This is a genomic window from Sphingomonas turrisvirgatae (genome assembly GCF_001721295.1).
Lineage (GTDB): Bacteria > Pseudomonadota > Alphaproteobacteria > Sphingomonadales > Sphingomonadaceae > Sphingomonas > Sphingomonas turrisvirgatae.
In genome coordinates, this window is the sequence record NZ_MDDS01000086.1 from 27688 (window position 1) to 50657 (window position 22970).

General features: G+C 64.9%; 27 protein-coding genes. 11 read left to right on the top strand and 16 right to left on the bottom strand.

Annotated elements, in window-relative coordinates:
- Positions 1-136 precede the first annotated feature (136 nt).
- The 9 genes from BFL28_RS19265 to BFL28_RS19305 are packed head-to-tail and all read right to left on the bottom strand — an operon-like array spanning position 137 to position 5582.
- Positions 137-475, bottom strand: coding sequence for a DUF1491 family protein (locus BFL28_RS19265; protein ID WP_069322142.1), 339 nt, complete (start codon positions 473-475; stop codon positions 137-139).
- The gene (locus BFL28_RS19270; RefSeq protein WP_069322143.1) at positions 472-963 is read right to left on the bottom strand and encodes a PaaI family thioesterase; all 492 of its coding nucleotides are present in this window, start codon (positions 961-963) and stop codon (positions 472-474) included. Before BFL28_RS19270 ends, BFL28_RS19265 begins: the two co-directional genes overlap by 4 nt.
- Positions 944-1411, bottom strand: coding sequence for a PTS sugar transporter subunit IIA (locus BFL28_RS19275; RefSeq protein ID WP_069322144.1), 468 nt, complete (start codon positions 1409-1411; stop codon positions 944-946). Before BFL28_RS19275 ends, BFL28_RS19270 begins: the two co-directional genes overlap by 20 nt.
- A gap of 9 nt (positions 1412-1420) precedes the next feature.
- Positions 1421-2005: a ribosome hibernation-promoting factor, HPF/YfiA family gene (gene hpf / locus BFL28_RS19280; RefSeq protein ID WP_069322145.1), complete on the bottom strand. Its 585-nt coding sequence runs from the start codon at positions 2003-2005 to the stop codon at positions 1421-1423.
- A gap of 55 nt (positions 2006-2060) precedes the next feature.
- Positions 2061-2747 carry a DNA polymerase III subunit epsilon gene (dnaQ, locus tag BFL28_RS19285; protein ID WP_069322146.1) on the bottom strand — a complete coding sequence of 229 codons (687 nt, stop codon included), beginning with the start codon at positions 2745-2747 and terminating at the stop codon, positions 2061-2063.
- 7 nt (positions 2748-2754) lie between these two features.
- A complete protein-coding gene (gene coaE, locus BFL28_RS19290) occupies positions 2755-3348 on the bottom strand; it encodes a dephospho-CoA kinase (protein ID WP_069322147.1) in 594 nt (197 codons plus the stop codon).
- A gap of 10 nt (positions 3349-3358) precedes the next feature.
- Positions 3359-4168 (bottom strand): shikimate dehydrogenase, encoded by an 810-nt coding sequence (aroE, locus tag BFL28_RS19295; protein WP_069322148.1) that lies wholly within the window; start codon positions 4166-4168, stop codon positions 3359-3361.
- Positions 4165-4752 (bottom strand): Maf family protein, encoded by a 588-nt coding sequence (locus BFL28_RS19300; protein WP_079247320.1) that lies wholly within the window; start codon positions 4750-4752, stop codon positions 4165-4167. The genes aroE and BFL28_RS19300 overlap by 4 nt, the downstream gene beginning before the upstream one ends.
- Positions 4749-5582 carry a pyruvate, water dikinase regulatory protein gene (locus BFL28_RS19305; RefSeq protein WP_069322149.1) on the bottom strand — a complete coding sequence of 278 codons (834 nt, stop codon included), beginning with the start codon at positions 5580-5582 and terminating at the stop codon, positions 4749-4751. The genes BFL28_RS19300 and BFL28_RS19305 overlap by 4 nt, the downstream gene beginning before the upstream one ends.
- 355 nt (positions 5583-5937) lie before the next feature.
- Here BFL28_RS19305 and hemE point away from each other — a divergent pair, with 355 nt between their 5' ends.
- The 4 genes from hemE (at position 5938) to BFL28_RS19325 (ending at position 9694) form a co-directional block, all read left to right on the top strand.
- Positions 5938-6975 (top strand): uroporphyrinogen decarboxylase, encoded by a 1038-nt coding sequence (gene hemE, locus BFL28_RS19310; RefSeq protein WP_069322150.1) that lies wholly within the window; start codon positions 5938-5940, stop codon positions 6973-6975.
- On the top strand, positions 6972-7442 hold the full coding sequence (locus tag BFL28_RS19315) for a CopD family protein (protein ID WP_069322151.1): 471 nt from the start codon (positions 6972-6974) through the stop codon (positions 7440-7442). The genes hemE and BFL28_RS19315 overlap by 4 nt, the downstream gene beginning before the upstream one ends.
- A 160-nt stretch (positions 7443-7602) precedes the next feature.
- The gene (gene rho, locus BFL28_RS19320) at positions 7603-8859 is read left to right on the top strand and encodes a transcription termination factor Rho (RefSeq protein ID WP_069322152.1); all 1257 of its coding nucleotides are present in this window, start codon (positions 7603-7605) and stop codon (positions 8857-8859) included.
- 154 nt (positions 8860-9013) lie between these two features.
- Positions 9014-9694 (top strand): TerC family protein, encoded by a 681-nt coding sequence (locus BFL28_RS19325; protein ID WP_069322153.1) that lies wholly within the window; start codon positions 9014-9016, stop codon positions 9692-9694.
- A 55-nt stretch (positions 9695-9749) separates the two neighbouring features.
- On the opposite strand, the gene BFL28_RS19330 is transcribed toward BFL28_RS19325, so the two are convergent.
- Both BFL28_RS19330 and BFL28_RS19335 read right to left on the bottom strand, forming a co-directional pair.
- Entirely contained in the window at positions 9750-10445 is a 696-nt protein-coding gene (locus BFL28_RS19330) for a dienelactone hydrolase family protein (protein WP_069322154.1), read from the bottom strand.
- Position 10446: 1 nt separating this feature from the next.
- Entirely contained in the window at positions 10447-10920 is a 474-nt protein-coding gene (locus BFL28_RS19335; RefSeq protein ID WP_069322155.1) for a methylated-DNA--[protein]-cysteine S-methyltransferase, read from the bottom strand.
- Between the two features lie 49 nt (positions 10921-10969).
- Between BFL28_RS19335 and BFL28_RS19340 the strand changes: the two genes are divergently transcribed.
- From BFL28_RS19340 to BFL28_RS19365, 6 genes are read left to right on the top strand one after another with little or no spacing between them, the layout of a single operon-like run.
- Complete coding sequence (locus tag BFL28_RS19340) at positions 10970-11209, top strand: DUF6489 family protein (protein WP_069322156.1); 240 nt, start codon at positions 10970-10972, stop codon at positions 11207-11209.
- On the top strand, positions 11206-12483 hold the full coding sequence (gene mnmE / locus BFL28_RS19345) for a tRNA uridine-5-carboxymethylaminomethyl(34) synthesis GTPase MnmE (protein ID WP_069322157.1): 1278 nt from the start codon (positions 11206-11208) through the stop codon (positions 12481-12483). The genes BFL28_RS19340 and mnmE overlap by 4 nt, the downstream gene beginning before the upstream one ends.
- Positions 12484-12537: 54 nt before the next feature.
- On the top strand, positions 12538-14373 hold the full coding sequence (mnmG, locus tag BFL28_RS19350; RefSeq protein ID WP_069322158.1) for a tRNA uridine-5-carboxymethylaminomethyl(34) synthesis enzyme MnmG: 1836 nt from the start codon (positions 12538-12540) through the stop codon (positions 14371-14373).
- Positions 14370-14978 carry a 16S rRNA (guanine(527)-N(7))-methyltransferase RsmG gene (gene rsmG / locus BFL28_RS19355; protein WP_069322159.1) on the top strand — a complete coding sequence of 203 codons (609 nt, stop codon included), beginning with the start codon at positions 14370-14372 and terminating at the stop codon, positions 14976-14978. The genes mnmG and rsmG overlap by 4 nt, the downstream gene beginning before the upstream one ends.
- On the top strand, positions 14975-15754 hold the full coding sequence (locus BFL28_RS19360) for a ParA family protein (protein WP_069322160.1): 780 nt from the start codon (positions 14975-14977) through the stop codon (positions 15752-15754). Before rsmG ends, BFL28_RS19360 begins: the two co-directional genes overlap by 4 nt.
- On the top strand, positions 15751-16668 hold the full coding sequence (locus BFL28_RS19365) for a ParB/RepB/Spo0J family partition protein (RefSeq protein WP_069322161.1): 918 nt from the start codon (positions 15751-15753) through the stop codon (positions 16666-16668). The genes BFL28_RS19360 and BFL28_RS19365 overlap by 4 nt, the downstream gene beginning before the upstream one ends.
- 168 nt (positions 16669-16836) lie before the next feature.
- On the opposite strand, the gene holA is transcribed toward BFL28_RS19365, so the two are convergent.
- From holA to BFL28_RS19385, 4 genes are all read right to left on the bottom strand, one after another.
- Positions 16837-17859, bottom strand: coding sequence for a DNA polymerase III subunit delta (holA, locus tag BFL28_RS19370; RefSeq protein ID WP_069322162.1), 1023 nt, complete (start codon positions 17857-17859; stop codon positions 16837-16839).
- The gene (gene lptE, locus BFL28_RS19375; protein WP_069322163.1) at positions 17856-18359 is read right to left on the bottom strand and encodes an LPS assembly lipoprotein LptE; all 504 of its coding nucleotides are present in this window, start codon (positions 18357-18359) and stop codon (positions 17856-17858) included. Before lptE ends, holA begins: the two co-directional genes overlap by 4 nt.
- The gene (leuS, locus tag BFL28_RS19380) at positions 18356-20881 is read right to left on the bottom strand and encodes a leucine--tRNA ligase (protein WP_069322164.1); all 2526 of its coding nucleotides are present in this window, start codon (positions 20879-20881) and stop codon (positions 18356-18358) included. Before leuS ends, lptE begins: the two co-directional genes overlap by 4 nt.
- Positions 20882-21049: 168 nt before the next feature.
- Entirely contained in the window at positions 21050-21499 is a 450-nt protein-coding gene (locus tag BFL28_RS19385; RefSeq protein WP_069322278.1) for a DUF3576 domain-containing protein, read from the bottom strand.
- 211 nt (positions 21500-21710) lie between these two features.
- Here BFL28_RS19385 and BFL28_RS19390 point away from each other — a divergent pair, with 211 nt between their 5' ends.
- Entirely contained in the window at positions 21711-22430 is a 720-nt protein-coding gene (locus tag BFL28_RS19390; RefSeq protein WP_241527412.1) for a hypothetical protein, read from the top strand.
- A 6-nt stretch (positions 22431-22436) separates the two neighbouring features.
- On the opposite strand, the gene BFL28_RS19395 is transcribed toward BFL28_RS19390, so the two are convergent.
- Positions 22437-22952, bottom strand: a complete 516-nt coding sequence (locus BFL28_RS19395; protein WP_069322166.1) for a thiamine phosphate synthase — start codon at positions 22950-22952, stop codon at positions 22437-22439.
- Positions 22953-22970 lie beyond the last annotated feature (18 nt).

The following is a 22970-nucleotide window of genomic DNA, read 5'->3' on the forward strand; positions in this document are numbered from 1 at the left end:
CGAGACGCGATCACATGCAGAACCCCGGTCGGGCTATCCCCCCGACTGCGTAACCGGCGGCTTCACACCCCGACGGCACAACGCTTTGAAACGTGGCGCGCCAATGGCCGGATGGTTACGGGGAGTCAACCATTCGTCATGGTTCGGTCATGATTTCAGCGGCGAACCGTTGTGCATCCACGATGTCCAGTTCCACAACCCAAAGGTCGGGATCGCGCTCGCGGCGACGCTGCCAATAAGCGGTGGCTTCGATTTCGTCCCCGCTTTGCGGCCCGCTGTCGACCAGCACGACGGCGCCGGTTGGCCCGATTCCTCGTTCCAGAAAGCGTGGACTGCCGCCGCGCTCCACCGCAAGGATGAGGATTGCGCCAGCGTCGGCATCGCCCTTTGCCAGCACCATCGCGCTGCCACCAGCGGCGTTGACGCGGCGGACCAGGGCGTTGACCAGCAACCCGCTGGCTAGCCGCGGCGTCACGCCGTGCGATATCCCGGAAGGCCGGCGAGGGGGATGCGCGATTTCATGAAGGTACCGGTGCCGCGCGCCGCTTCTTCACCCGATGCGTCGATCAACCGCGCCTCCGCCACGAACACGCGGCGCTGGCCGCTGACCCAGCGCCCTTCAGCGATTACCGGCCCGGGTCCAAGCCGCCGCGTGAACAGGAGGTTGAACGCCGTCGTCAGCAAAAAGCGATCGGTCACCAGGCTGTTGCAGGCGTAGAAGGCCGCATCGTCCAGCATCTTGAAATAGCTGGTGCCATGCGCGGCGCCGCCGGCATGGAAATGCCGTTCGTCGATGGTGAAGTGGATCCGCGCCTCGCCGCTCCGCGCGATTTCGAGCCGCGAATCAAAGAAGCGATTGATCGGTGCCGCGGCATAGAGCGATTCGAGCGCGCGGAAGTGCGCGTCCGCCCCACGCCCCGGATCGCCGCCCTGACCGCCACGGTCAGGCGGCGTCACGCGCATCGATCCCGGTCAAAAGGGCGTAGAGCGCATCGGTCGAGCCGGCGCCGCGCAACTTGGCGGTGAATGCCCGGTCGCGCAGCCGCCGTGAGACGCGCGCCAGCGCCTTGAGATGTTCGGCCCCGCCATCGGGCGGCGACAGCAGCACGAACACCAGGTCCACCGGCAGATCGTCCACCGCGCCGAAGTCGATCGCGCGATCCAGCCGCGCGAACACGCCGGTCACCTTGTCCAGTCCGGCGATCTTGCCATGCGGGATGGCGATGCCGCCGCCGAACCCAGTCGATCCCAGTCTCTCGCGTTCGCTCAGCCGCTCGCATACCAGGGCAGCGTCGAGCCGATAGGCCCGCGCGGCAGCCTCGCCGAGCAGCGCGAAGAGCTTCTTCTTGCTGCTCGCCAAGGCCCCCGAAAGCACCGCTTCGGGGATCAGCAAATCGTCGAGATCGGTCATCGAGTTTCGTCAGGCAGCCCGGTTCGGTTCGACCCAGCCGATCGTCCCATCGGCGCGCCGATACACCATGTTGTAGCTTCCCGTCCCGCTATTCTTGAACAGCAACGCATTGGTGTTGCGCAGATCGAGCATCATCACCGCGTCGGACACGCTGGCGTCGGGCACATCGACTCGCGTTTCGGCGATGATCGGCGGCGCATCGGCAGCTTCCTGCTCGTCATCGGCGCCCTGGAAGACGGTGTAGCCAGCATCGAAGTCATAGCCGCCGTTCAGCGCCTGAACCTCGCTATTGTTGCGGTCCTTGAGCCGGCGCGTGTAGCGACGCAGCTGCTTCTCGATCTTGTCGGCGGCGCCGTCAAAGGCGAGGCGCGCCTCGGATGGCGCGGCATGCGAGCCCTTGAGCACGAGACCCTGCGTCACATGTGCGACGATGTCGCAGGTAAAACCGTAATCGTGCGGCCCCTTGCCGAACGTCACCTGAGCGGAAATGGCCCGGGAGAAATATTTGTCGGCGATACCCTGGAGGCGGTCCGTGACCTGTTCGCGCAGCGCGTCGCCCGTGTCGACCTGGTGGCCCGAAACCCGGATATCCATCTTCTTTCTCCTTCTTATACAGGATCAGCTAGGAACGCGGCCGGTGAGCGTCAACTCACGCGGCGTTGCCCCATAACGGCTCCTCGAACCCGGCCATAAACGCCTGATGGCGGGCCAGTTCCGCTTCGCTCGGCGCAAAAACGCGTGGCGGACGTACATTGTTCTTCGCGACAAGCCATTCGGGGGAGTCGCTGGCGCTCGCCTGCTCGACCGCAAGGCCCAGCGCGATCTGCCGCCCGCCGGTCAGCTCGATGAACACCTGCGCCAGCAGCTGCGCGTCGAGCAACGCCCCATGCAGCTCACGCGCGGACAGGTCGATGCCATAGCGGACGCACAGTGCATCCAGCGTGTGCTTGGCACCGGGATGCCGCTGACGCGCCATCTGCAGCGTACAGACGATCCGCTCGAGGCTCAGCAGCGCGCGGCCGCACGCCCCCAGCTCGCCGTTCAGGAAGCCGTAGTCGAACATCGCATTGTGCGCGATCATCGGGCTGTCACCCAGAAAGTCGATCAGGTCACCGCACACATCGGCGAAGCGCGGCTTGTCCTTGAGGAAGGCCTCCGACAGGCCATGCACCGCGAATGCCTCAGCCGGCATGTCGCGCTCGGGGTTCAGATAGACATGATAGTGCCGCCCGGTCGGGACGCGATTGATCAGCTCGACACAGCCGATCTCCACCAGCCGGTGCCCGCCATTGAAGCTGAGCCCGGTCGTCTCGGTATCAAACACGATTTCGCGCATGGCCGGATTATCGGCCTTCCGGCGCCCCGAGGCAAGCGATCACGTCGCGTACCGCCGCACGCGTCGCGTCGATCGAACCGCCCGTCGGAATGACGAAATCGGCTTTCTCGCGTTTCTCGGCATCCGGCATCTGCCTGGCCAGGATTGCCTCGAATCGCTCGACCGTCATGCCCGGCCGCGCGAGCACGCGCGCGCGCTGCACCGCCGCCGGGGCGGAGACGACGGCGATCTTGTCCACCTGTCGCCAGCCGCCCGCCTCGAACAGCAACGGCACGTCGAGCACGACCAGCGGTCGGTCGCGGTTGGCCTCAAGAAACGCGTTGCGCTCTTGCGCCACGGCGGGGTGGACGATTCCTTCAAGCCGCTTGAACGCTTGCGGGTCACCGAACACCGCCTCGCCAAGCGCGGTGCGATCGACGCCATGATCGGTGGTGGTGTCCGGAAAGGCCGCTTCGATCGCCGCGACAAGTCGCCCGCCGGGTCCCTGCAGGTCGTGAACTGCCGCATCCGCGTCGAACACCGGCACGCCTTCCTGCGCGAACATCGCCGCGACGGTCGACTTGCCCATGCCGATCGACCCGGTAAGGCCCAGGGTGATCATGAGCGCACGATCATGCGGTGAGGAGCGCCCGCAATTCCGCGTCCCGCTCACGCGGCGGTGCCTGGCCGAAGAAGAGTTCGAAGGCGACCGCCGCCTGGCCGATCAGCATCTCCAGCCCGTCCACCGTCTCGAGCCCGCGCGCCCGCGCGGCCGCCAGCAGCCCGGTCTCAAGCGGCGCGTAGACGGCGTCGTACACCACCGCATCGTCGGGCAGGGGCGAAAGGTCGAGGTCGAGCGGCGGCTGGCCCACCATGCCGAGCGAACTGGCATTGACCAGCAGCGCTACCGGCGGAAGCGGCGCGTCGAGCGGCACGATGTCGCCCTTGAGGCCGAACGTCGCGAGCAGGCCCATCGCCTTCAATGGCGAGCGGTTGAAGATCGTCACGCGCTCGACGCCTGCTCGGGCCAGTGCGAACAGCACTGCACGCGCCGCGCCGCCTGCGCCGATGACTGCGACCGGCGCGCCCTCCAGATCGAACTTGGCGAGCGGGGCATAGAAGCCGGCGGCATCGGTATTGGTCCCGATCACGCTGCCGTCGCTCTGGCGAAGGATCGTGTTCATGGCGCCGATCGTGTCGCGAATGCCGCCGGGATCATCGACGAACTGCATGACGTCGATCTTGTGCGGGATGGTCACGTTGCAGCCGCGCCAGTCGGCATTGTCCCTGGCCGCGGCGATATAATCGCCCAGGCGATCGGGCGTGACATGCACCGCGCGGTAATCGGCATCCAGCCCGACCGCATCGATCCAGAACCGATGGATCGCCGGCGACTTGGAATGGCTGATCGGATCGCCGATCACTTCGGCATGGATGGTCATGACGTCAGCACGCCTCTCGTTCGCAGATAATCGAGGATGTTGAGCAACGGCATACCGAGGATGGTGTAGTGGCTGCCCTCGATCCGGCTGAACAGTTGAACGCCGGGTCCCTCGACGCGATAGCAGCCGACACAGCCTGAAATCGCCGGCCATTCACGGTCGAGATAGTCGGCGATGAACGCGTCGGACAGCGGCCGCACCCACAGCCGGGCGCGATCCACATGACGCCAGACGGCGCGCCCGTTTTCGGCGATGACGGCGGCGCTGTAGAGATCGTGGCGCTTGCCTGACAGCAGCCGCAGATGCGCCTCGGCCTCCCCGCGGCTAACCGGTTTGTCGAGCAGCGTGCCGTCCTCGACCGCAACAACGGAATCGCCGCCCAGCACCAGCGTTCCGGGCACGCGCGCACTGACCTTCAGCGCCTTCATCTCGGCCAGCGCATCGGCGAGGTCGCGCGGCGCAGCGCCCGCCATACCAGCCTTGACCGCATCCTCGTCGACATGCGCCGGGAGCGCTTCATGTGCCACGCCGACGGCGGTCAGCATCGCGCCGCGCGTGGCGCTGGTCGAAGCGAGCACGATCATTCCGACGGCATCCCGGAAGGCCGTCCGGAATTGCGTTCGTTGCACAGCGTGATGATGGCCGCCGCCGTTTCCTCGATCGAACGGCGCGTGACGTCGATCACCGGCCAGCCATTGTCGGCGAACATGCGCCGCGCATAGGCAACTTCCTTTTGCACCGCTTCCGCCTCGACATAGGCAGTCTCGTCGCGCTGATTGAGCGACAACAGCCGGTTGCGGCGCACCTGGATCAATCGCTCGGGACTGGTGGTGAGGCCCACGACCATCGGATGCTTCAAGCGATAGAGCAGGTCGGGTGGCGGCGATTCCGGGACGATCGGAATGTTGGCAGTCTTGAACCCGCGATTGGCGAGATAGATCGAGGTGGGGGTTTTCGACGTGCGCGACACGCCGGCGAGCACGATGTCGGCTTCCTCCCAATTCTCCCAGTTGACGCCATCGTCATGGGCGATGGTGAACTGGATCGCGTCGACCCGAGCGAAATAGGCGGCATCCAGCATGTGCTGCCGCCCCGGTCGCGCCTTCATCTCCTGCCCCAACAAGCCGGTCAGCGCGTGGTTCAGCGTGTCGAGCGGCGCAACCATGGGCAGACCCATCGACCGGCAGCGCGTTTCGAGCATGCGGCGGATATCGGGATTCACGAGCGTGAAGATGACGAGGCCGGGATTGTTGACGATCTCGGCCAGGATCCGTTCGAGATGCGTTTCGCTCCGCACCATCGGCCAGAAATGGCGCAGCACCTCGACATCGTCGAATTGGGCGAGCGCCGCCTTGGCGATATTCTCGAGCGTCTCGCCCGTGGAGTCCGACAGGAGGTGCAGGTGAAGTTTCATGCCCGCCCACCATGGCACGAGATCCAGGCTTTCGCCGGGATCACGGGCCCTCGATCAAGCCGGCTGGAGCGATCTGTGGACAACATGGGGACAGCGGCTAGCGCAACTCGCCGGGCACGCCAAGCGGCCCGTTCGCTGGGGACAAACGGCGTTTCGTCCACAGCGCACTCCACATGGGCGCGGTTCCGGGCACAGCCTGTGAGTCCTGTGGACAAGTTTCGCGAATCCGAGGGCGCGCGTCGGACTCGGCCGGGTCAAGCTGTTGGCAGAACCGGCACGAACGCCTAAGCCCCAGCTTCCACGCGCCAACACACTACAACATCCTTCTTAGATTCTTTTCTTATTGAAAGATGAGATGACCGTTCCTGTGAATTCAAAGCCCTTGCTCGCGGTTCTATCCGGCCAACGCGTCGATGCGCCGCCGATGTGGCTCATGCGCCAAGCCGGCCGGTATCTGCCGGAATATCGCGCGCTGCGGGCAGAGAAAGGCGGCTTTCTCGAACTGGTGAACGACAGCGAAGCAGCGGCCGAAGTGACGCTTCAGCCGCTCCGCCGGTTCGGCTTCGATGGCGCGATCCTGTTTTCCGACATCCTGGTCGTGCCGCATGCGCTCGGTCAGGATCTGTGGTTCGAAGCGGGCGAGGGGCCGCGCCTTGCTCCCCGTCTGGTCGATCATGCGCTGGAGAGCCTTACAGCGGCCCCCGAGCGGCTCGATCCGGTCTATGGGACCGTTCGGCGCGTCGCCGCTGCCTTACCGCCTCAGGTGACCTTCCTGGGCTTTGCGGGCAGCCCCTGGACCAACGCGACCTATATGGTCGCGGGGCAGGGCAGCCGCGACCAATCCGATACCCGCCGCATGGCCTATCGCGACCCACAGGCGTTTCAGGCGATCATCGATGCGATCGTGGCGATGACGATCGATTATCTCGCAAAGCAGATCGAAGCGGGCGTTGAGGCAGTGCAGCTGTTCGACAGCTGGGCCGGGTCGCTGTCACCTGCGCAGTTCGAACGATGGGTGATCGCTCCCAATGCGGCGATCGTCGCCGGGCTGCGCGCGCGCGTGCCGGACGCCAGGATCATCGGCTTCCCCAAAGGGGCGGGGGGGAAGCTTGCCGCCTATGCCCGCGAAACCGGTGTCGATGCGATCGGCCTGGACGAAACCGTCGATCCGGCCTGGGCACATCGCGAACTTCCCGCCGATATGCCGGTGCAGGGCAATCTCGATCCACTGGCGCTGATCGCGGGCGGGGCGGAGCTGGAGATGGCGGCGCGGCGTGTGCTTGATGCGCTGTCCGAGCGGCCCCATATCTTCAATCTGGGCCACGGCATTCTGCCGGACACGCCGATCGCCCATGTCGAGCAGCTGATCGGGATCGTAAGGGGGCAGGGATGACCGGTTTTCTCGGCGCGGCGTGGCTGTGGGTAAAGGCTGCGCATGTCATCTTCGTGATCTTCTGGATGGCCGGCCTGTTCATCCTGCCGCGCTATCTGGTGCATCATCAGGACGCGCTGACGGGTGGCGCAGGCGCCGACGCGGTTCAGGGCAAGGCCTGGGCCGAGCGCGAGGCAAGGCTGCGCCGCGTGATCCTGACGCCCGCGTTGATCGTCGTGTGGGTGCTGGGCATCGCGCTGGCGCTCAACCTTGGCCTCGCTGAGGGGCAGTCAGGTCTCGGCTGGCTGCACGCCAAGCTGCTGCTCGTCCTGCTGCTGTCGGGTTATCATGGCTGGGCGGTTGGTTATTCGAAGAAATTAGCGGCGGGGCGGGGGACCATGACGTCGCGGCAGCTGCGCATGGTCAACGAAATCCCGGCAATATTCGTCGCGCTGATCGTGATCCTGGCGGTGGTTCGCCCGTTCTGAACGGTCAAGCCGCTTGACTTGAATTCGCCCCAAACCTAATCGCCGAACTGTCGCGTCGCCGTCCGGCGGCCGCGGCATCCCTCCTTTTGCCTCAAGCCATCGCAGCGCGTCTCAACGCCCGGAAACCATCCCATAGCGATCGCCAGACGGACTCCCCACTATGCATTTGAAAGATCTCAAGAAAACCGCTCCGGCCGAACTGGTGACGATGGCCGAGGAACTCGGCGTCGAAAGCGCTTCGACGCTGCGCAAGAACGACCTCATGTTCGCGATCCTCAAGGCGCAGGCCGAGAATGGCGAGCAGATCATGGGTGAAGGCACGATTGAAGTGCTGCAGGATGGCTTCGGCTTCCTGCGCAGCCCTCAGGCCAACTATCTTGCTGGCCCCGACGACATCTATGTCTCCCCCAATCAGGTCCGCAAGTTCGGCCTGCGCACCGGCGATACGGTCGAAGGCGAAATCCGCGCGCCTAAGGACGGCGAGCGCTATTTCGCGCTAACGAAGCTGGTGAGCGTCAATTTCGATGATCCCGACGCGGTGCGCCATCGCGTCAACTTCGACAACCTGACGCCGCTCTATCCCGAACAGAAGCTGACGCTCGATCCCGCGGACCCGACGGTCAAGGACAAGTCGGCGCGCGTGATCGACATCGTCTCGCCGCAGGGCAAGGGCCAGCGCACGCTGATCGTCGCGCCGCCGCGCGTGGGCAAGACGGTCATGCTTCAGAACATCGCCAAGGCGATCACCGACAACCATCCCGAGGTGTTCCTGCTCGTCCTCTTGATCGACGAGCGGCCCGAGGAAGTCACCGACATGCAGCGCAGCGTGAAAGGCGAGGTGGTCAGCTCGACCTTCGACGAGCCCGCCACGCGCCACGTGCAAGTTGCTGAAATGGTTATCGAAAAAGCCAAGCGGCTGGTGGAGCACAAGAAGGATGTGGTCATCCTGCTCGATTCGATCACCCGCTTGGGCCGTGCCTACAACACCGTCGTCCCTTCATCGGGCAAGGTGCTGACCGGCGGTGTCGACGCGAACGCGCTGCAGCGGCCCAAGCGCTTCTTCGGCGCCGCGCGCAACATCGAGGAAGGTGGTTCGCTCTCCATCATCGCCACCGCGCTGATCGACACCGGCAGCCGCATGGACGAAGTCATCTTCGAAGAGTTCAAGGGCACCGGCAACTCCGAAATCGTCCTCGATCGCAAGGTTGCCGACAAGCGCATCTTCCCGGCGCTTGACGTCGGAAAATCCGGCACGCGCAAGGAAGAGCTGCTGGTGGAGAAGGGGACGCTCAGCAAGATGTGGGTCCTGCGCCGGATCCTGATGCAGATGGGCACGATCGATGCGATGGAGTTCCTTCTCGACAAGATGAAGGATTCCAAGACCAACGAAGACTTCTTCGACAGCATGAACCAGTGACCGACCGGTGCCTGAACTTGGCATCGCCAAGTCAGGCCTGGCGTTCCGGCGAGCGGGCGGCAGGGCCGTCCGCTGATGTCATGGGCAAACCCCATGACGGACCCGCCAAGCTCGGCTAAGCGTTGCCGAGCGCAGACCAAATAGAGAGAAAATCATGGCTGATATCTGGGGTCATATCGTCAGCGATTTTGCCGGCCTGTTCTCGGGCAGCGCGTCGGCCTGGCTCGCATTCGGCCAGGTGATCCTGATCGACATCGTGCTGGCTGGTGACAATGCGATCGTGATCGGCGCACTTGCCGCGGGGCTGCCGGCGGATCAGCGCAAGAAGGTCATCCTGATCGGCATCATTGCGGCGTTGGTCCTGCGCATCGGCTTTGCGCTAGTCGTCACGCAATTGCTTCAGGTCGTCGGTCTGGTCTTTGCGGGCGGCGTGCTGCTGTTGTGGGTCGCGTGGAAGATGTACCGCGAAATCGGCCATGGCGGCGATCACAGCCCGGGCTCGCCTGAGATCGAGGGTGATGAGCGTAGCGGCGTGCGTCCCGCCAAGAGCTTTGCGGCTGCAGCATGGGCTGTGGCGGTTGCGGACGTTTCGATGAGCCTGGACAATGTCCTGGCCGTTGCCGGTGCGGCACGCGATCATCCGGGAATCCTGATGGTGGGATTGGTGATCGCGGTGGCGCTGATGGGTGTCGCGGCAAACATCATCGCGAAATATATCGAGCGCTATCGCTGGATCGCGTGGATCGGCCTGCTGGTGATCGTCTATGTCGCGGGATCGATGATCTATACCGGCATCACCGATCAGGAGGTCGGGTTGCTCCAGCTGTTCCGCTGAGGGTCCGGCAAGCGATAGAAGGGGCGGCGTCCGCAAGGATGCCGCCCTTTTTCGTTCAGCCGATATGCTCGGCAAAGAATGCCTCGGTCCGGCTGTCGGCCAGCTGCGCCGCAGCCTCCGAGCGGCGCTTGCCCATCTCGGTCGCGAAGCCGTGATCCTCACCGGAATAAACGTGCAGCGTCACCTTGGGGTGATCGTCCAGCCCTTCGTGCATCTTTGCCTGCACGTCCTTCGGCACGAATCCGTCGTCGCCGGCGATGTGCAGCATGAGGGGATTGGCGATCCCGTGCTTCTCACCCAGCAGATTGTCGATCCCGACCGCATAATAGCCGACGCTGACATCCGCATCGGTTCGCGCCGCGGTCATATAGGCAAGACGCCCGCCCAGGCAGTAGCCGGTTACGCCGACCTTGCGGCTGCCAGCCAGGTCGCGCGCCTCGCGGATCGTCGCTTCGATATCCGCAATGCCCTTGTCCTGATCGAACCGGCCGAACAGGTCGAGCCCGCGCTGCATCTCCTCCGGCACATCGGGATCGAGTTCGATGCCGGGTTCGATCCGCCAGAACAGATCGGGGGCGAGGGTCAGATAGCCCTTTGACGCCCAGTAGTCGCACTTGGCGCGGATGCCGGTGTTGACGCCGAACACCTCCTGAATCACCACGATCGCGCCGCGGGGCTTGCCCTCGGGATCGGCGCGATACGCCTCGAAACTGCCGCTGCCGTCCAAACTTTCGATCGTCACACTTGCCATTTCATGCTCCTGCCAGATGACGCCGCTCGTGCTCGAGCAGCCATTGCTTTGTTATCGGGCCGTCGCCCGCGCAATAATGACCGAGTATACCACCGGCACCGAGCACACGGTGGCAGGGCACGATGATCGGCAGGGGGTTGCGCGCGCACAATTGGCCGATTGCCCGCGCGCTCGAGCCAAGCTGCCGCGCGAGTTCGCCATAGCTTAACGCCCCGCCATAGCGGACCGCGACGAGCGCATCGCGCAACACCGTGCCTCGCGATGACCGCAACACCGGCAAGGGCAAGTCGAAGGCCGTGCGAGTGCCTGCAAAATAGCCGGCGAGCTGATCGACGGCATTGCGCACCGGTCCGCTCGTCCCCTCGGCCGGTGGGCCTTCCGCGCCGATCGAAAGCGACAGCACGGTTTGCTCGTCGCCCTCGACGCGGATCAGACCGATGGGCGTTGCGATCAGGGCGTGGTCGCGCGCATACATGAACGCAGCGTAGGGCAGGGCACGGGCCAGGCTCAAGGGAGAAGCGCCGATGAAGATCAACGTAGAGATCGATTGCACGCCGGAAGAGGCGCGTCGCGCGATGGGTCTGCCCGACCTGACCCCCGTCCACGATCACTATATCCAGATGATGCTCGCGACGATGGACCAGGGGATGGTGAAGCCCGAGATGATCGAATCGATGATGAAGAGCTGGGCGCCGATGGGTGAAGCGGGGATGAACCTCTGGCGCGGGATGTTCGATATGACGAAGGGCCGCCCGGGCGAGTGAACGACACGATCTACGCGATTTCTAGCGGCGCGCCGCCGGCGGCGATCGCCGTCATGCGGCTGTCCGGCCCAGGCGCGTTCGCCGCGGTCGAGCGCCTGGCGGGGACACTGCCGCAGCCGCGTCGTGCTAGCCTGCGTACCCTGCGCGCCGGAGACGAGGTTCTCGATCGGGCGCTGGTCTTGCTGTTCCCCGGACCTGCGACCGCGACCGGCGAGGATCTAGCTGAGCTGCACCTGCATGGCGGTCGTGCGATCGTACGCGCGGTCAGCGATGCGTTGGCGGCGATGCCCGGCATGCGGCCGGCCGAGGCTGGCGAGTTCACACGTCGCGCCCTGTTCAATGGCAGGATCGACCTGACCGAGGCCGAGGGGCTAGCCGATCTGCTCGCCGCGGAAACTGAAATGCAGCGGCGCGCCGCGATTCGTGCGGCCGAGGGTGGCATTCGCCGCTTGGTCGAACAATGGGCAGCGCGAACCGTGCAGCTTTCTGCGTTGGTCGAAGCTGCGCTTGACCATGCCGATGAGGATGACGTTAGCAGCGCGGATAGCAACCTAGCTGAACTGATCGCCGAGCTTTCGCGTGAAATTGATGGAGTTGCCGCGCGGCCCGGCAGCGAGCGCCTTCGCGACGGCGTACGCATCGTTCTGGCCGGGCAACCCAATGCCGGCAAATCGACATTGCTCAATGCGCTAGTCGATCGCGACGCCGCGATTGTCTCGCCGCTGGCCGGCACGACGCGGGACAGGATCGAGGTGCCGATCATGCGCAACGGCATCGCATATCTGTTGATCGACACGGCGGGGCTGAATGAGACGCCGGCGGATCAGGTGGAAGAGATCGGCATCGCGCGCGCGCGTCAGTCAATCGGGCAAGCCGACCTGCTGCTGTGGCTGAACGATGTGCCTCCGCCGGCCGAGCCGGTGCCGGTGCTTTGGTTGAATCCCAGATCCGATTTGCCGGATCGGGATGCCGAACCCGAACGGTTGTCAGTATCGGCACTCACGGGCGAGGGAATGGCTGAGTTGTGGCAGGCGATCGAAGAGGCGGTGGCTGCTTTACTGCCGGCGCCGGATGCCGTTGCGCTTAATCAGCGCCAGCGCATGTTGGCTTCCGCTGCAGCCTCGCATCTCCGCGCAGCATCGAGCGAACCCGATCAGCTGCTCCAGGCCGAGCGATTACGTGCGGCAATGCGGTCGTTCCACGCGATCACGGGGGCCATCGACGTCGAAGCGATGCTCGATGCGCTGTTCGGGCAATTCTGCATCGGAAAGTGATGTTCCACGTGGAACAGCTTTGACCGTCACGTTGCGACGCGGTATCGGGACGGCATGCACCACTGGGATGTGATTGTGATCGGCGGCGGCCACGCCGGCACCGAGGCTGCGGCTGCGGCTGCACGGTGCGGTGCAACGACTTCGTTGCTGACCTTTGATCCAGAGCAGATTGGCGCAATGTCGTGCAATCCCGCCATTGGCGGGTTGGGCAAAGGCCACTTAGTACGCGAGGTCGATGCGCTTGATGGGCTGATCGCACGCGCGGCGGATGCTGCGGCGATCCATTATCGCCTGCTAAACCGATCGAAAGGTCCGGCAGTCCAGGGCCCGCGCATCCAGGCCGATCGGCGACGTTATGCCACCGCGATTCAATCGCAGCTGGCGGCTCAGTCGAATCTCTCGATCCTCGCCGGTGAAGCTGTCGCATTACAGCTAGCCGGCGGACGTGTCGCAGGCATAGTGCTGGCCGGGGGCGAGCAGATCGCATGTTCGGCGGTCGTGCTCGCCAGCGGCACCTTCCTCGGCGGAAGGATTTTCCGGGGCGAAGAGCGGGAAACCGGCGGCCGGGTCGGGGAACGAGCGGCAACCCAGTTGGGTCGACAATTGCGTGAGCTTGGGCTTCCTATCAGTCGGCTGAAAACCGGCACGCCGCCGCGGCTGGACGGGCGACACATCGACTGGGCACGACTGGAAGAACAACCGAGCGATGTCGAGCCGTGGCGGATGTCGCCATTAACTCACGGCTCGCGACTTCCGCAGCTCGCCTGTGCGATCACCCGGACCACGGAGCAGACCCACACGATCATCCGCGACAATCTGGATCGATCGCCGTTGTTCACTGGCGCCATTGAAGCTGGCGGGCCGCGTTATTGTCCGTCAATCGAGGACAAGATTTTCCGATTTGGCGATCGGGATGGCCATCAGATCTTCCTGGAGCCTGAGGGGCTTGAGACGCATCTTGTCTATCCCAATGGCCTCTCCACCTCGCTACCCGCCGACGTGCAGCAGGCGGTGATCGCTTCGATCCCTGGGCTGGAGCGCACAACGATTGTCACCGCAGGCTATGCTGTCGAATATGATCATGTCGATCCCCGCTGCCTCGCGCCTACGCTGATGACCCGCGATCTGCCCGGCCTGTATTGCGCAGGACAGATCAACGGGACGACGGGCTATGAGGAAGCGGCTGCGCAGGGGTTGGTCGCGGGCGCCAATGCGGCACTGGCCGTACTGGAGCGTGCGCCGATGATCCTTCAGCGAGACCAATCCTATATCGGCGTGATGCTGGACGATCTGACGTTGCAGGGGATTACCGAGCCGTATCGCATGCTCACGGCGAGAGCCGAGTACCGGCTGCATCTTCGCGCGGACAATGCGCCCACCCGCCTGCATGATACCGGGGTTGCTGCTGGCATCATCGGCAAGCCGAGAGATGATCACGAGCAAGCCCGTCGAAAGGCCCGATCGGCTATCGCGGAAGCGTTGAGCGACTCGCGCACCGCCAGCGAGCTTGGTCGGCGCGGCGCGCCTGTGTCGCAAGATGGCGCGCGACGCACGGCGGGCGAGTGGCTGCGCTTCCCTGGCGTAACGCTTGACCATCTTGGCATCGACCTGGCGGAGCATGAGCCTGAGTTGGTCGAGGAGCTTATCCTTGACGCGCGCTATGCACCTTATCTCGAGCGGCAGAATGCCGAAGTCGAGAGCATGGCGCGTAGCGACGGCACGCCGCTGCCTGCCGAGCTTCGCTATCAGGCGATTGCGGGCCTTTCCAACGAGATGGTCGAGCGGCTGGACACCGCGCGGCCTGCGACGTTGGGGGAGGCCGCGCGGATCCGTGGCATTACGCCGGCCGCGGTCACCGCCATCCTGCTCCATCTGCGGCGCGCGGCATGACCGAGGAAGAGGCACGTCAGTGGATCATTGATTCGTTCGGCGCCCCTGCTGAACAGCGGCTCGCAATGTTGGTGGACATGCTTCGCACGGCGTCCGTGCAGCAGAACCTGGTCGCAGCGTCGACGCTCGGCTCGATCTGGGCACGCCACATTGTAGACTCGGCGCAGCTGCTTCAGCATGGTGCCGAATCGGGTCTCTGGTTGGATATCGGCAGCGGCGCAGGGCTGCCCGGGCTGGTAATTGCAGCGCTCCGTCCTGAGCCAATCGAACTGGTCGAGCCGCGTCGGATGCGGACGGAGTTCATGCAGGCGGCAGCGGCACAGCTTGGGCTGACAAACGTGGCAATCGTCACAGCCAAGGTCGAGCGCACAACAGGCCATGCAAATGTCATTACGGCGCGCGCGGTCGCTAGCCTCGATCAGCTGTTCGCCGGCGCCCGGCATCGCGCAAATGTCGGGACGCTCTGGATCTTGCCAAAAGGGCGGAACGCTAACGTCGAGGTAGAAGCCGCGTGCCGATCGTGGCACGGTACGTTCCACGTGAAACAGAGCATTACCGCAGCGGATTCGTTGATTGTCGTGGCCCGTGGAGTCGCTCCCAGATGATTTGCATTGCCATCGCCAATCAAAAGGGCGGGGTGGGGAAGACCACTTCGGCGATCAATGTCGGCACGGCGCTGGCGGCGACCGGCCAAAGGGTGCTGCTGCTCGACCTCGACCCGCAAGGGAATTGTTCGACGGGGCTTGGTATCGGTCGCGCGGATCGGGAAAGGTCGACTTACGATCTGCTGCTCGGCGAAGTGAACCTTGAGGAAGTGGCGATTCCGACAAGGGTGCCCAGCCTCGATATCGTTCCCGCGACGGTTGATCTCTCAGGTGCTGAGATCGAACTTATTGAGTTTGAGGCGCGAACGCACCGCCTGGCCGCTGCCATCGATCGCAGCCAGGACCGGTGGGACGTGGTGTTGATGGATTGCCCGCCATCGCTTGGTCTGCTGACTATCAACGCGATGGTTGCGTCCGACGCCTTGCTGGTACCGCTGCAATGCGAGTTCTTCGCGCTTGAAGGCCTGAGCCAGCTGCTCAATACCGTCGAGCGAATCCGCACGCGCTTCAACCCGGGCCTGTCGATCCTGGGCGTAGTCCTCACCATGTATGACCGCCGCAACCGCCTGACCGATCAGGTGGCCGACGATGTGCGTGCGGTTTTGGGCAAGGTGGTGTTCGACACCGTAATCCCGCGCAATGTTCGCCTGTCTGAAGCGCCGAGCCACGGCATGCCCGCGCTGATCTATGATTACCGATGCGCCGGCTCCGAAGCCTATATTGCCCTGGCGCGTGAAGTGATCGACCGCCTGCCGAAGCTCAGGAAAGCTGCATGACCGACGAAACGCCATCGCCTGCTGCATCCGCCCCGCTGCGCAAGCCGCGCCCTGGTCTGGGTCGAGGGCTAAGTGCGCTGCTTGGAGATGCTGGCCGCGAAGAGTCGGTCCGGCCGGGTGCGGAGCCAGCGAGTGGCGTCCGCATGCTGCCGATCAGTTCCATGGCGCCGCATCCGGGCCAGCCGCGCCGGCACTTCGATGACGATGCGCTTGATGAACTAGCCAAGTCGATCGCTTCGCGCGGGCTGATCCAGCCAATCATGGTCCGCCCGCACGGCAAGGATTATCAGATCGTCGCCGGCGAACGTCGCTGGCGTGCGGCGCAGCGCGCGCGGTTGCATGAAGTGCCGGTTATCGTCCGCGACCTCGACGAAGCCGAGACGCTCGAGATTGCGATCGTCGAGAACATCCAGCGCGAAGACCTGAATGCGATCGAAGAGGCCGAGGCTTATGCCAAACTGATCGGCGATTTCGGCCACACGCAAGAGGCGCTGGCGAAGGTCGTGCACAAGTCGCGCAGCCACATCGCCAATCTGCTGCGGTTGCTCGACCTGCCGCCATCGGTGCGCGAACGAGTGGTCGAAGGCTTGTTGACCATGGGGCACGCGCGAGCCCTGATCGGTGCACCTGATCCTGAAAAGCTGGCTCGCATCGTGGTAGAGCGCGACTTGTCCGTGCGTGAGACCGAAAAGCTCGCACGGGAGGCCAAGCCGCGGTCAACGGGAAAGGGGGGCGACCGAGCCGCCAATGCTGCGAATTCGGACATCGCAGCGCTGGAGCGTCAGCTTGGCGACGTGCTGGGCCTGAACGTCCGCATCACCTTTGGCGACAAGGGTGGATCCCTGACGCTTGCCTATTCCACGCTCGATCAGCTCGACATGGTTTGCCAACGGCTGACGGGCGAGAAAATCTAACGAAATCAAGTTTTTATGGGTTTTCCATCAACGATATCAATGCTCGACGTCATGGAATTCGGCTAGGCCGACGCCTCTTGCTGCGAGCTGCGGCCAAACGCCGGCATTACCGAAGAGCATGTCACCGGCTGGTCGCTGTGGCCAAGCCAAACCCGAACTGAGCTGGGCCTAACGCGCCCGCGCCGCTGCCCGGGCCAGGGTCGTCAGCGCTTCTTCCGCCAGTACCGGGCCTGCATTGCCGCCGCCCCGCGTCACCGCTCGTTCGGCGGCGCGCACGCGTTCCACGGCTCGCGCCAGCATCGGGCTCGACCAGCGACGGAGCGCCGCCTTGGTGCTCATCTCCTCCTTGAAGAAGACGCGGTACTTCTTGATCACTTCGTCAGCCGAGGCGCCGCGATCCATGTCGCCGCGCATTTCGGCCAGGCTCATCAACTTCCGCACGAGTTGGCGCAGCAGCGGAATGGCTGACACCCCGGCATTGTCGAGCCGCGCCAGTTCGACGCCAATGTCCGCCGTTCGCCCCTCCACGACGGCGCCGATGGCCCCGAACATCTCGGCTTCGCCCAAGTCGGCGCCGATCGCGTCCAGCGCGGCCATGCCAGCTTCGCGCGGGCGATCGGGCGCCGCATCCAGATAGAGTGACAGCTTCTCGATCTCTCTTGCCAGCACGGCCCGATCGCCGCCCGACAGGCTGGCGAGCCGATCAGCGGTGCCGCCGACCAGCCGCAAGCCATGTTCGCGCGCAATACCCGCAGCCAGCTGACCGGCGTTCCGGGCATCGGGAATATAGCAGGCGTGGGCCATTGCCGCCGGGCTGGCCAGCGCGAGCTTCAGCAGCCGCCCTGTGCCTTTCAACGCTCCGCCGATCGCCACGACCGGGTTGCCGCCGACATCGGTCTCAAGCAGTAGCCGTACCGCCTCGGTCCCATCATCGTCGATCCCGGTGACGCGGACATAGCGCCTGGACCCGAACAGGGAGAGCGACGCCGCTTCCTCAGCCAGGCGCGCCGGATCACCCTTGAGCTGCGACCCCTCGACATCGATGCGTTCTGCCTCGCTGCCCATCGCCCGGCCCAGCCGCGCGGCGAGCTCGTTCGCGCCGGCTTCGTCGGGACCATAGAGCAGGAACAGGCGCACGTCTGGCCCCGGCTTGTCCAGCCGCACTCGGATCTGCGCTTCGCTTACCTTCACTTGCCTTCCGTAGACCGCGCATAGCGAGCGAGCCGCGCGACGATCTGGTCGGCGACGATGCCCGACAGCCGCTCGAGCGCGCTCTTTTCGGCGGCAATGGTGGCATATTCGCTGCTCGCGACGTCGATCCCGGCGTCGGACCCGGCCGTCGCGTCCAGCACGGTCTGCCCGGTGGCCAGTTCGATGAGCTGATAGCGCGCGCGCAGCGTCCGCCGCTCGCGGGTCACGACGTCGTCGCGACGCACGCCCAAGCCGACGATCTGGTCGTCCAGCTTGATCTCGAGCCGATAGCGGGTTTCGCCACTGCGAGCGGCCTCGATCCGGTCGCGCACCGAGTTGCTGATCAGCCAGCCAGCCTCGCCCTCAATCGGCGCGACTTCGATCCCCGACAGCATCGTCTGCACGATCCCCGCTTCACCCCCGCCGTACAGCGGCCGCAGCCCGCAGCCGGACAGGACGGGAAGAGTGGTCAGCGCCAGCAGGACGGCAAGGCGGCTCATGCGACGATGTTCACCAGACGGTCGGGCACGACGATCACCTTTTTCGGAGCAGCGCCTCCCAGCATGCGCTGCACGTTCGGATTTGCCAAGGCCATGGCTTCCAGATCGGCCTTAGCCGCACCCTTTGCCGCCTTGACCGTGTCGCGCAGCTTGCCGTTGACCTGGATGGCGATCGTCACCTCGTCCTCGACCAGCAGCGCGGGATCGACCTGCGGCCATGGCGCATCGGCGATCAGGCCGTCCTGCCCCATCGCTGCCCAGGCCTCTTCGGCCAGATGCGGCGTCATCGGCGCGGCGAGGAGGATGATCGTGCGGATCGCGCTTGCCCGCGACGCAGAGGGCTTCGCCTTTTCGATCGCATTGACCAGGCTGTAGAGCTTTGCCACCGCCTTGTTGAACTGCAGCCCTTCGATATCGACGGCAACGCCGGCGATGGTCTGGTGCAGCAGGCGGTCGAGCGGCTTGTCCTCACTCTCCCATGCATCGAGCTGGTCGAACAGGCGCCATAGCCGCTGGACGAAGCGCCATGCACCCTCGATACCATTCTCGGTCCATTCCAGGTCGCGCTCGGGCGGCGAATCCGACAGCACGAACCAGCGCACTGCATCCGCGCCATATTGATCGACGATCGGTTCGGGATCGACCGTGTTCTTCTTGGACTTGGACATCTTCTCGATACGGCCGACGGTCACTGGTGCGCCGCCGTCGTTCTCGACCAGGATGTCGTCCCTGCGCACGATCTCGCCCGGCGAGAGCCAGCGACCGTCCGCGCTCTTGTACGTCTCGTGCGTCACCATGCCCTGCGTGAACAGGCCGGCGAACGGCTCGGCCACGTCCAGCTTGCCGATGCGCTTCAACGCGCGGGTCCAGAAGCGGGCGTAGAGCAGGTGCAGGATTGCATGTTCGACGCCGCCGATATACTGGTTCACCGGCAGCCATTGTTCGGCCACTGCCTTGTCGAACGGCTTGTCGCTCGGGCCGCTCGCAAAGCGGATGAAGTACCAGCTTGAATCGACGAAAGTATCGAGCGTGTCGGTCTCGCGCCGCGCCGGCTTGCCGCACTGCGGACAATCGACATGCTTCCAGGTGGGGTGCCGGTCGAGCGGGTTGCCGGGAATGTCGAAGCTGACATCCTCGGGCAGCACCACCGGCAACTGCTTCTTGGGCACCGGCACCGCGCCGCACACTTCGCAATGCACGATCGGGATCGGCGTGCCCCAATAACGCTGGCGCGACACGCCCCAGTCGCGCAGTCGCCAGACGGTCGTGCCCTTGCCCCAACCACCGGCCTCGGCACGCTGGATTACCTCCCGCTTGGCATCCGCCACGTCGAGTCCGTCGAGAAAGTGCGAGTTCACGAGCGTGCCCGGCCCGGTATAGGCTTCGGCCTCGGCAAATTCAGGTGCGATCTTGTCACCGTCCGAAACCACGCGGCGGATCGGCAGGCCGTACTTGCGGGCAAATTCGAAGTCGCGCTGGTCGTGCGCCGGCACCCCGAACACGGCCCCGGTGCCGTAATCCATCAGCACGAAGTTCGCGATATAGACCGGCAATTCCCAAGCCGGATCAAAGGGATGCGCCGCGCGGATGCTGGTGTCGAAGCCCAGCTTCTCCTGCGTTTCCAGCTCCGCCGCGGTGGTTCCGCCCAGCTTGCATTGCGCGATGAACGCGGCGGCATCGGGGTTCGTCTCGGCGATCTTTCGCGCGATCGGATGATCCGCCGCGATGCCGACAAAGCTTGACCCGAAGATCGTGTCGGGCCGCGTCGTGAAGACCTCTACCTCGCCGCCGTTAGTGAGCTTGAAGCGGAACTGCAGCCCCTCGGACTTGCCGATCCAGTTCTCCTGCATCAGCCGCACCTTGTCCGGCCATTTGTCGAGCGTGCTGAGGCCGTCCAGCAACTCGTCGGCGAAATCGGTGATCTTGAGGAACCACTGATTGAGCTTCTTTTTCTCGACAAGGGCGCCCGAACGCCAGCCGCGCCCATCGATCACCTGTTCGTTCGCCAGCACGGTCATGTCGACCGGATCCCAGTTGACCGTCGATTCCTTGCGATAGACCAAGCCATGCTCGAACAGGTCGAGGAAGAGTGCCTGCTCGTGTCCGTAATAGTCCGGCTCGCAGGTCGCCAGTTCGCGGCTCCAGTCGAGCGCCAGGCCTAGCCGCTTGAGCTGCGCCCGCATTGTGGCGATGTTCTCACGCGTCCAGCTGCCGGGATGGACCTTCTTTTCCATCGCGGCATTCTCGGCCGGCATGCCGAACGCGTCCCAGCCCATTGGGTGCAGCACGTTCATGCCGCGCATCCGGCGATAGCGCGTCAGGACGTCGCCCATCGTGTAGTTGCGGACATGCCCCATATGGATGCGTCCCGAAGGATAGGGAAACATCTCGAGCACATAGGATTTCGGCTTGGGCGAATGATCGTCCGCCGCGAACGTCTGCCGCTCTTCCCAGATTTTCTGCCAGGCGGCGTCTGCCGTCAGTGCGTTGAACCGCGACACGGTATTTCCCTCAGCTGTCATCGCTAGAGAGCAAGGGAGTTACGGAAAGAACCCGTCACCCCGGCCTTGGGCCGGGGTCCACCTCGTCGCGAGCGATGCGATCGAACCTCTGGCGCAGCGCTTGCCGCACCATGGACCCCGGCACAAGGCCGGGGTGACGACAGAATACTTAAATTGGCTTCCGGCCGATCAATCCGCCGCAATCGCCGCGCGGCGCAAGTCGCGAGCGCGAGTGAGGATGATGTCCTCCAGCTTCTGCACCGTCGCCGCCTCGACCGGCGAAGCGACCCACTGGCCGCCGCGATTCACTTCGCGCAGCGCCGCCACCCGCAGCGCGTCGGCCCGTAGATCCTGGTCCAGGATGGACACGGTCACCTTCATCCGCTCGGTCGGTGCGTTCGGATTCACATACCAATCGGTCACGATCACGCCGCCGTTCGAGTCGGTCTGGACAAGCGGCATGAACGAGATCGTGTCGAGCGCGGCGCGCCACAAATAAGCGTTGACGCCGATCGTCGTCACCTTTGACGCAGCCAGATCCGCCTGCGGTCGCTTGCCACCCTTGCTGCAGGCCGACAGGCCGGCTGCCGTGCTCAGGGCCAGGCTGCCCAGGATCGCGGTGCGCAACAGGCGGTTCATCGGCATCTTCCTATGGGACGTCATCATCGCGTGCATCTATAGATGGTCGCGCGCGCGCCGCAAGCGCGGCGCTCGGTTGCGCCACCCGCCCGCAGGGCCGAAAACGCAGCCTGCGCTATGGCGCGAAAGTCACACCTTTGCGAAAACAGATTCCGGCGGTGGAACATTCGATCCGAATTATGGTAGCACCGATGACAGGATCGGGGATGACATGAGCGTTCGGCGTAACATGGCTGGCATTGGGATCGGGGCGGTTGCCGCCCTGGGTCTCGTCGCCGCGCCTGCGCTGCTCGCACAGTCCGCGCCGCAGCAGCGGGTGACGGCCAAGCGCGCGCCCACCATCGCCGGGATCGGGACCTTCACCCCTGCCGCCGCCGACCCGCGCCTCGCGGCAGTTCTGGCGCGCAGTGGCCTGTCGGGCAGCGGCTTCCGCTTCACGCCTGCTGATTCGGTGCGGACCAGCAATCGCAGCGTCACCGTTGCGGTGCGCGCGCGCAACGCCCGCCCGGCTACCACTCTGGCCGACCGGGGTGCTGCCGCACCGGCTGCCGTCACGCTTCAGCCGATCGCCTACAATCTGGGCGTATCGGTCGGTTGGAAGCGCTTCGCCGTTTCGGGTGACCTGGCGAAGCTGGATCTCGGCGGTGCGCCGGGCAGCCGCGAATCGGCCGAGCTTGGCGTCAGCTACACCGGCAAGCGAGCGTCGGGCCGGATCAAGGCGGGTGCCGAACGGCCGCTCGCCGGCGAGCCGCGTCTGATCGCGGACGAGCCCAATTATTCGATCGATGTCGGCGGGTCCTATTCGATCACCCGCAACCTCGATGTGACGGCCGGCGTGCGCTACAAGAGCGAAGAGAACCGCCTGCCGCAGCTGACCGACGATCGCCGCGACAGCCAGGCGGTCTATGTCGGCACCGCGATCCGCTTCTAAGCTGCGCTAGTCCGCGCGGCCTGTAGCGGTCAGCCAGGCATCGATCGCCGCCCAGCCATAGACGCGCATCGGTTTGAGCGTGCGCCAGCGCCGCTCGTCCATCCCGCCCAGCGCGATCACCGGGGTATCGAGGCCCCGAGTCATCAATCCCAATCGTACCCGGCCCAACGCGCTCAATCCGGGATGCGATCGCGTTGGGTGCACCGGCGACGCGAACAGCAGCATCGCGCCACCCCGGATTGCCGCGATCGCTTCCCGACGGGAATGCACCGGCGCGGTCAGTGCACCGCGGTGCCGGCCATGATCGACGCCGCCGACCAGCATCACCAGCCCGCGCCGCCGCGCGATCCGCTCGATCCGTATCGCCAGCGCGCGACGATCGTCGGGGGCAAGCGAGTAATGACGCACGATCACGCCGGAACCTCGCGGTAGCCGCGCGAGCGCGGGCCACAGCGCTTCGCCCATCCGCTCGTCAGTCATCAGCCAGCGGAACGGCAGGCGGTGGGGGTGGCGGGGTCGCATCTGCCCTCCTATAGCCTC

Coding starts and splice junctions, on each gene's coding strand:
- BFL28_RS19270 (WP_069322143.1), bottom strand. CDS start 963: ATGCGCGTGACGCCGCCTGACCGTGGCGGTCAGGGCGGCGATCCGGGG.
- BFL28_RS19275 (WP_069322144.1), bottom strand. CDS start 1,411: ATGACCGATCTCGACGATTTGCTGATCCCCGAAGCGGTGCTTTCGGGG.
- hpf (WP_069322145.1), bottom strand. CDS start 2,005: ATGGATATCCGGGTTTCGGGCCACCAGGTCGACACGGGCGACGCGCTG.
- dnaQ (WP_069322146.1), bottom strand. CDS start 2,747: ATGCGCGAAATCGTGTTTGATACCGAGACGACCGGGCTCAGCTTCAAT.
- coaE (WP_069322147.1), bottom strand. CDS start 3,348: ATGATCACCCTGGGCCTTACCGGGTCGATCGGCATGGGCAAGTCGACC.
- aroE (WP_069322148.1), bottom strand. CDS start 4,168: ATGACCATCCATGCCGAAGTGATCGGCGATCCGATCAGCCATTCCAAG.
- BFL28_RS19300 (WP_079247320.1), bottom strand. CDS start 4,752: ATGATCGTGCTCGCTTCGACCAGCGCCACGCGCGGCGCGATGCTGACC.
- BFL28_RS19305 (WP_069322149.1), bottom strand. CDS start 5,582: ATGAAACTTCACCTGCACCTCCTGTCGGACTCCACGGGCGAGACGCTC.
- hemE (WP_069322150.1), top strand. CDS start 5,938: ATGACCGTTCCTGTGAATTCAAAGCCCTTGCTCGCGGTTCTATCCGGC.
- BFL28_RS19315 (WP_069322151.1), top strand. CDS start 6,972: ATGACCGGTTTTCTCGGCGCGGCGTGGCTGTGGGTAAAGGCTGCGCAT.
- rho (WP_069322152.1), top strand. CDS start 7,603: ATGCATTTGAAAGATCTCAAGAAAACCGCTCCGGCCGAACTGGTGACG.
- BFL28_RS19325 (WP_069322153.1), top strand. CDS start 9,014: ATGGCTGATATCTGGGGTCATATCGTCAGCGATTTTGCCGGCCTGTTC.
- BFL28_RS19330 (WP_069322154.1), bottom strand. CDS start 10,445: ATGGCAAGTGTGACGATCGAAAGTTTGGACGGCAGCGGCAGTTTCGAG.
- BFL28_RS19335 (WP_069322155.1), bottom strand. CDS start 10,920: ATGTATGCGCGCGACCACGCCCTGATCGCAACGCCCATCGGTCTGATC.
- BFL28_RS19340 (WP_069322156.1), top strand. CDS start 10,970: ATGAAGATCAACGTAGAGATCGATTGCACGCCGGAAGAGGCGCGTCGC.
- mnmG (WP_069322158.1), top strand. CDS start 12,538: ATGCACCACTGGGATGTGATTGTGATCGGCGGCGGCCACGCCGGCACC.
- rsmG (WP_069322159.1), top strand. CDS start 14,370: ATGACCGAGGAAGAGGCACGTCAGTGGATCATTGATTCGTTCGGCGCC.
- BFL28_RS19360 (WP_069322160.1), top strand. CDS start 14,975: ATGATTTGCATTGCCATCGCCAATCAAAAGGGCGGGGTGGGGAAGACC.
- BFL28_RS19365 (WP_069322161.1), top strand. CDS start 15,751: ATGACCGACGAAACGCCATCGCCTGCTGCATCCGCCCCGCTGCGCAAG.
- lptE (WP_069322163.1), bottom strand. CDS start 18,359: ATGAGCCGCCTTGCCGTCCTGCTGGCGCTGACCACTCTTCCCGTCCTG.
- leuS (WP_069322164.1), bottom strand. CDS start 20,881: ATGACAGCTGAGGGAAATACCGTGTCGCGGTTCAACGCACTGACGGCA.
- BFL28_RS19385 (WP_069322278.1), bottom strand. CDS start 21,499: ATGAACCGCCTGTTGCGCACCGCGATCCTGGGCAGCCTGGCCCTGAGC.
- BFL28_RS19390 (WP_241527412.1), top strand. CDS start 21,711: ATGAGCGTTCGGCGTAACATGGCTGGCATTGGGATCGGGGCGGTTGCC.
- BFL28_RS19395 (WP_069322166.1), bottom strand. CDS start 22,952: ATGCGACCCCGCCACCCCCACCGCCTGCCGTTCCGCTGGCTGATGACT.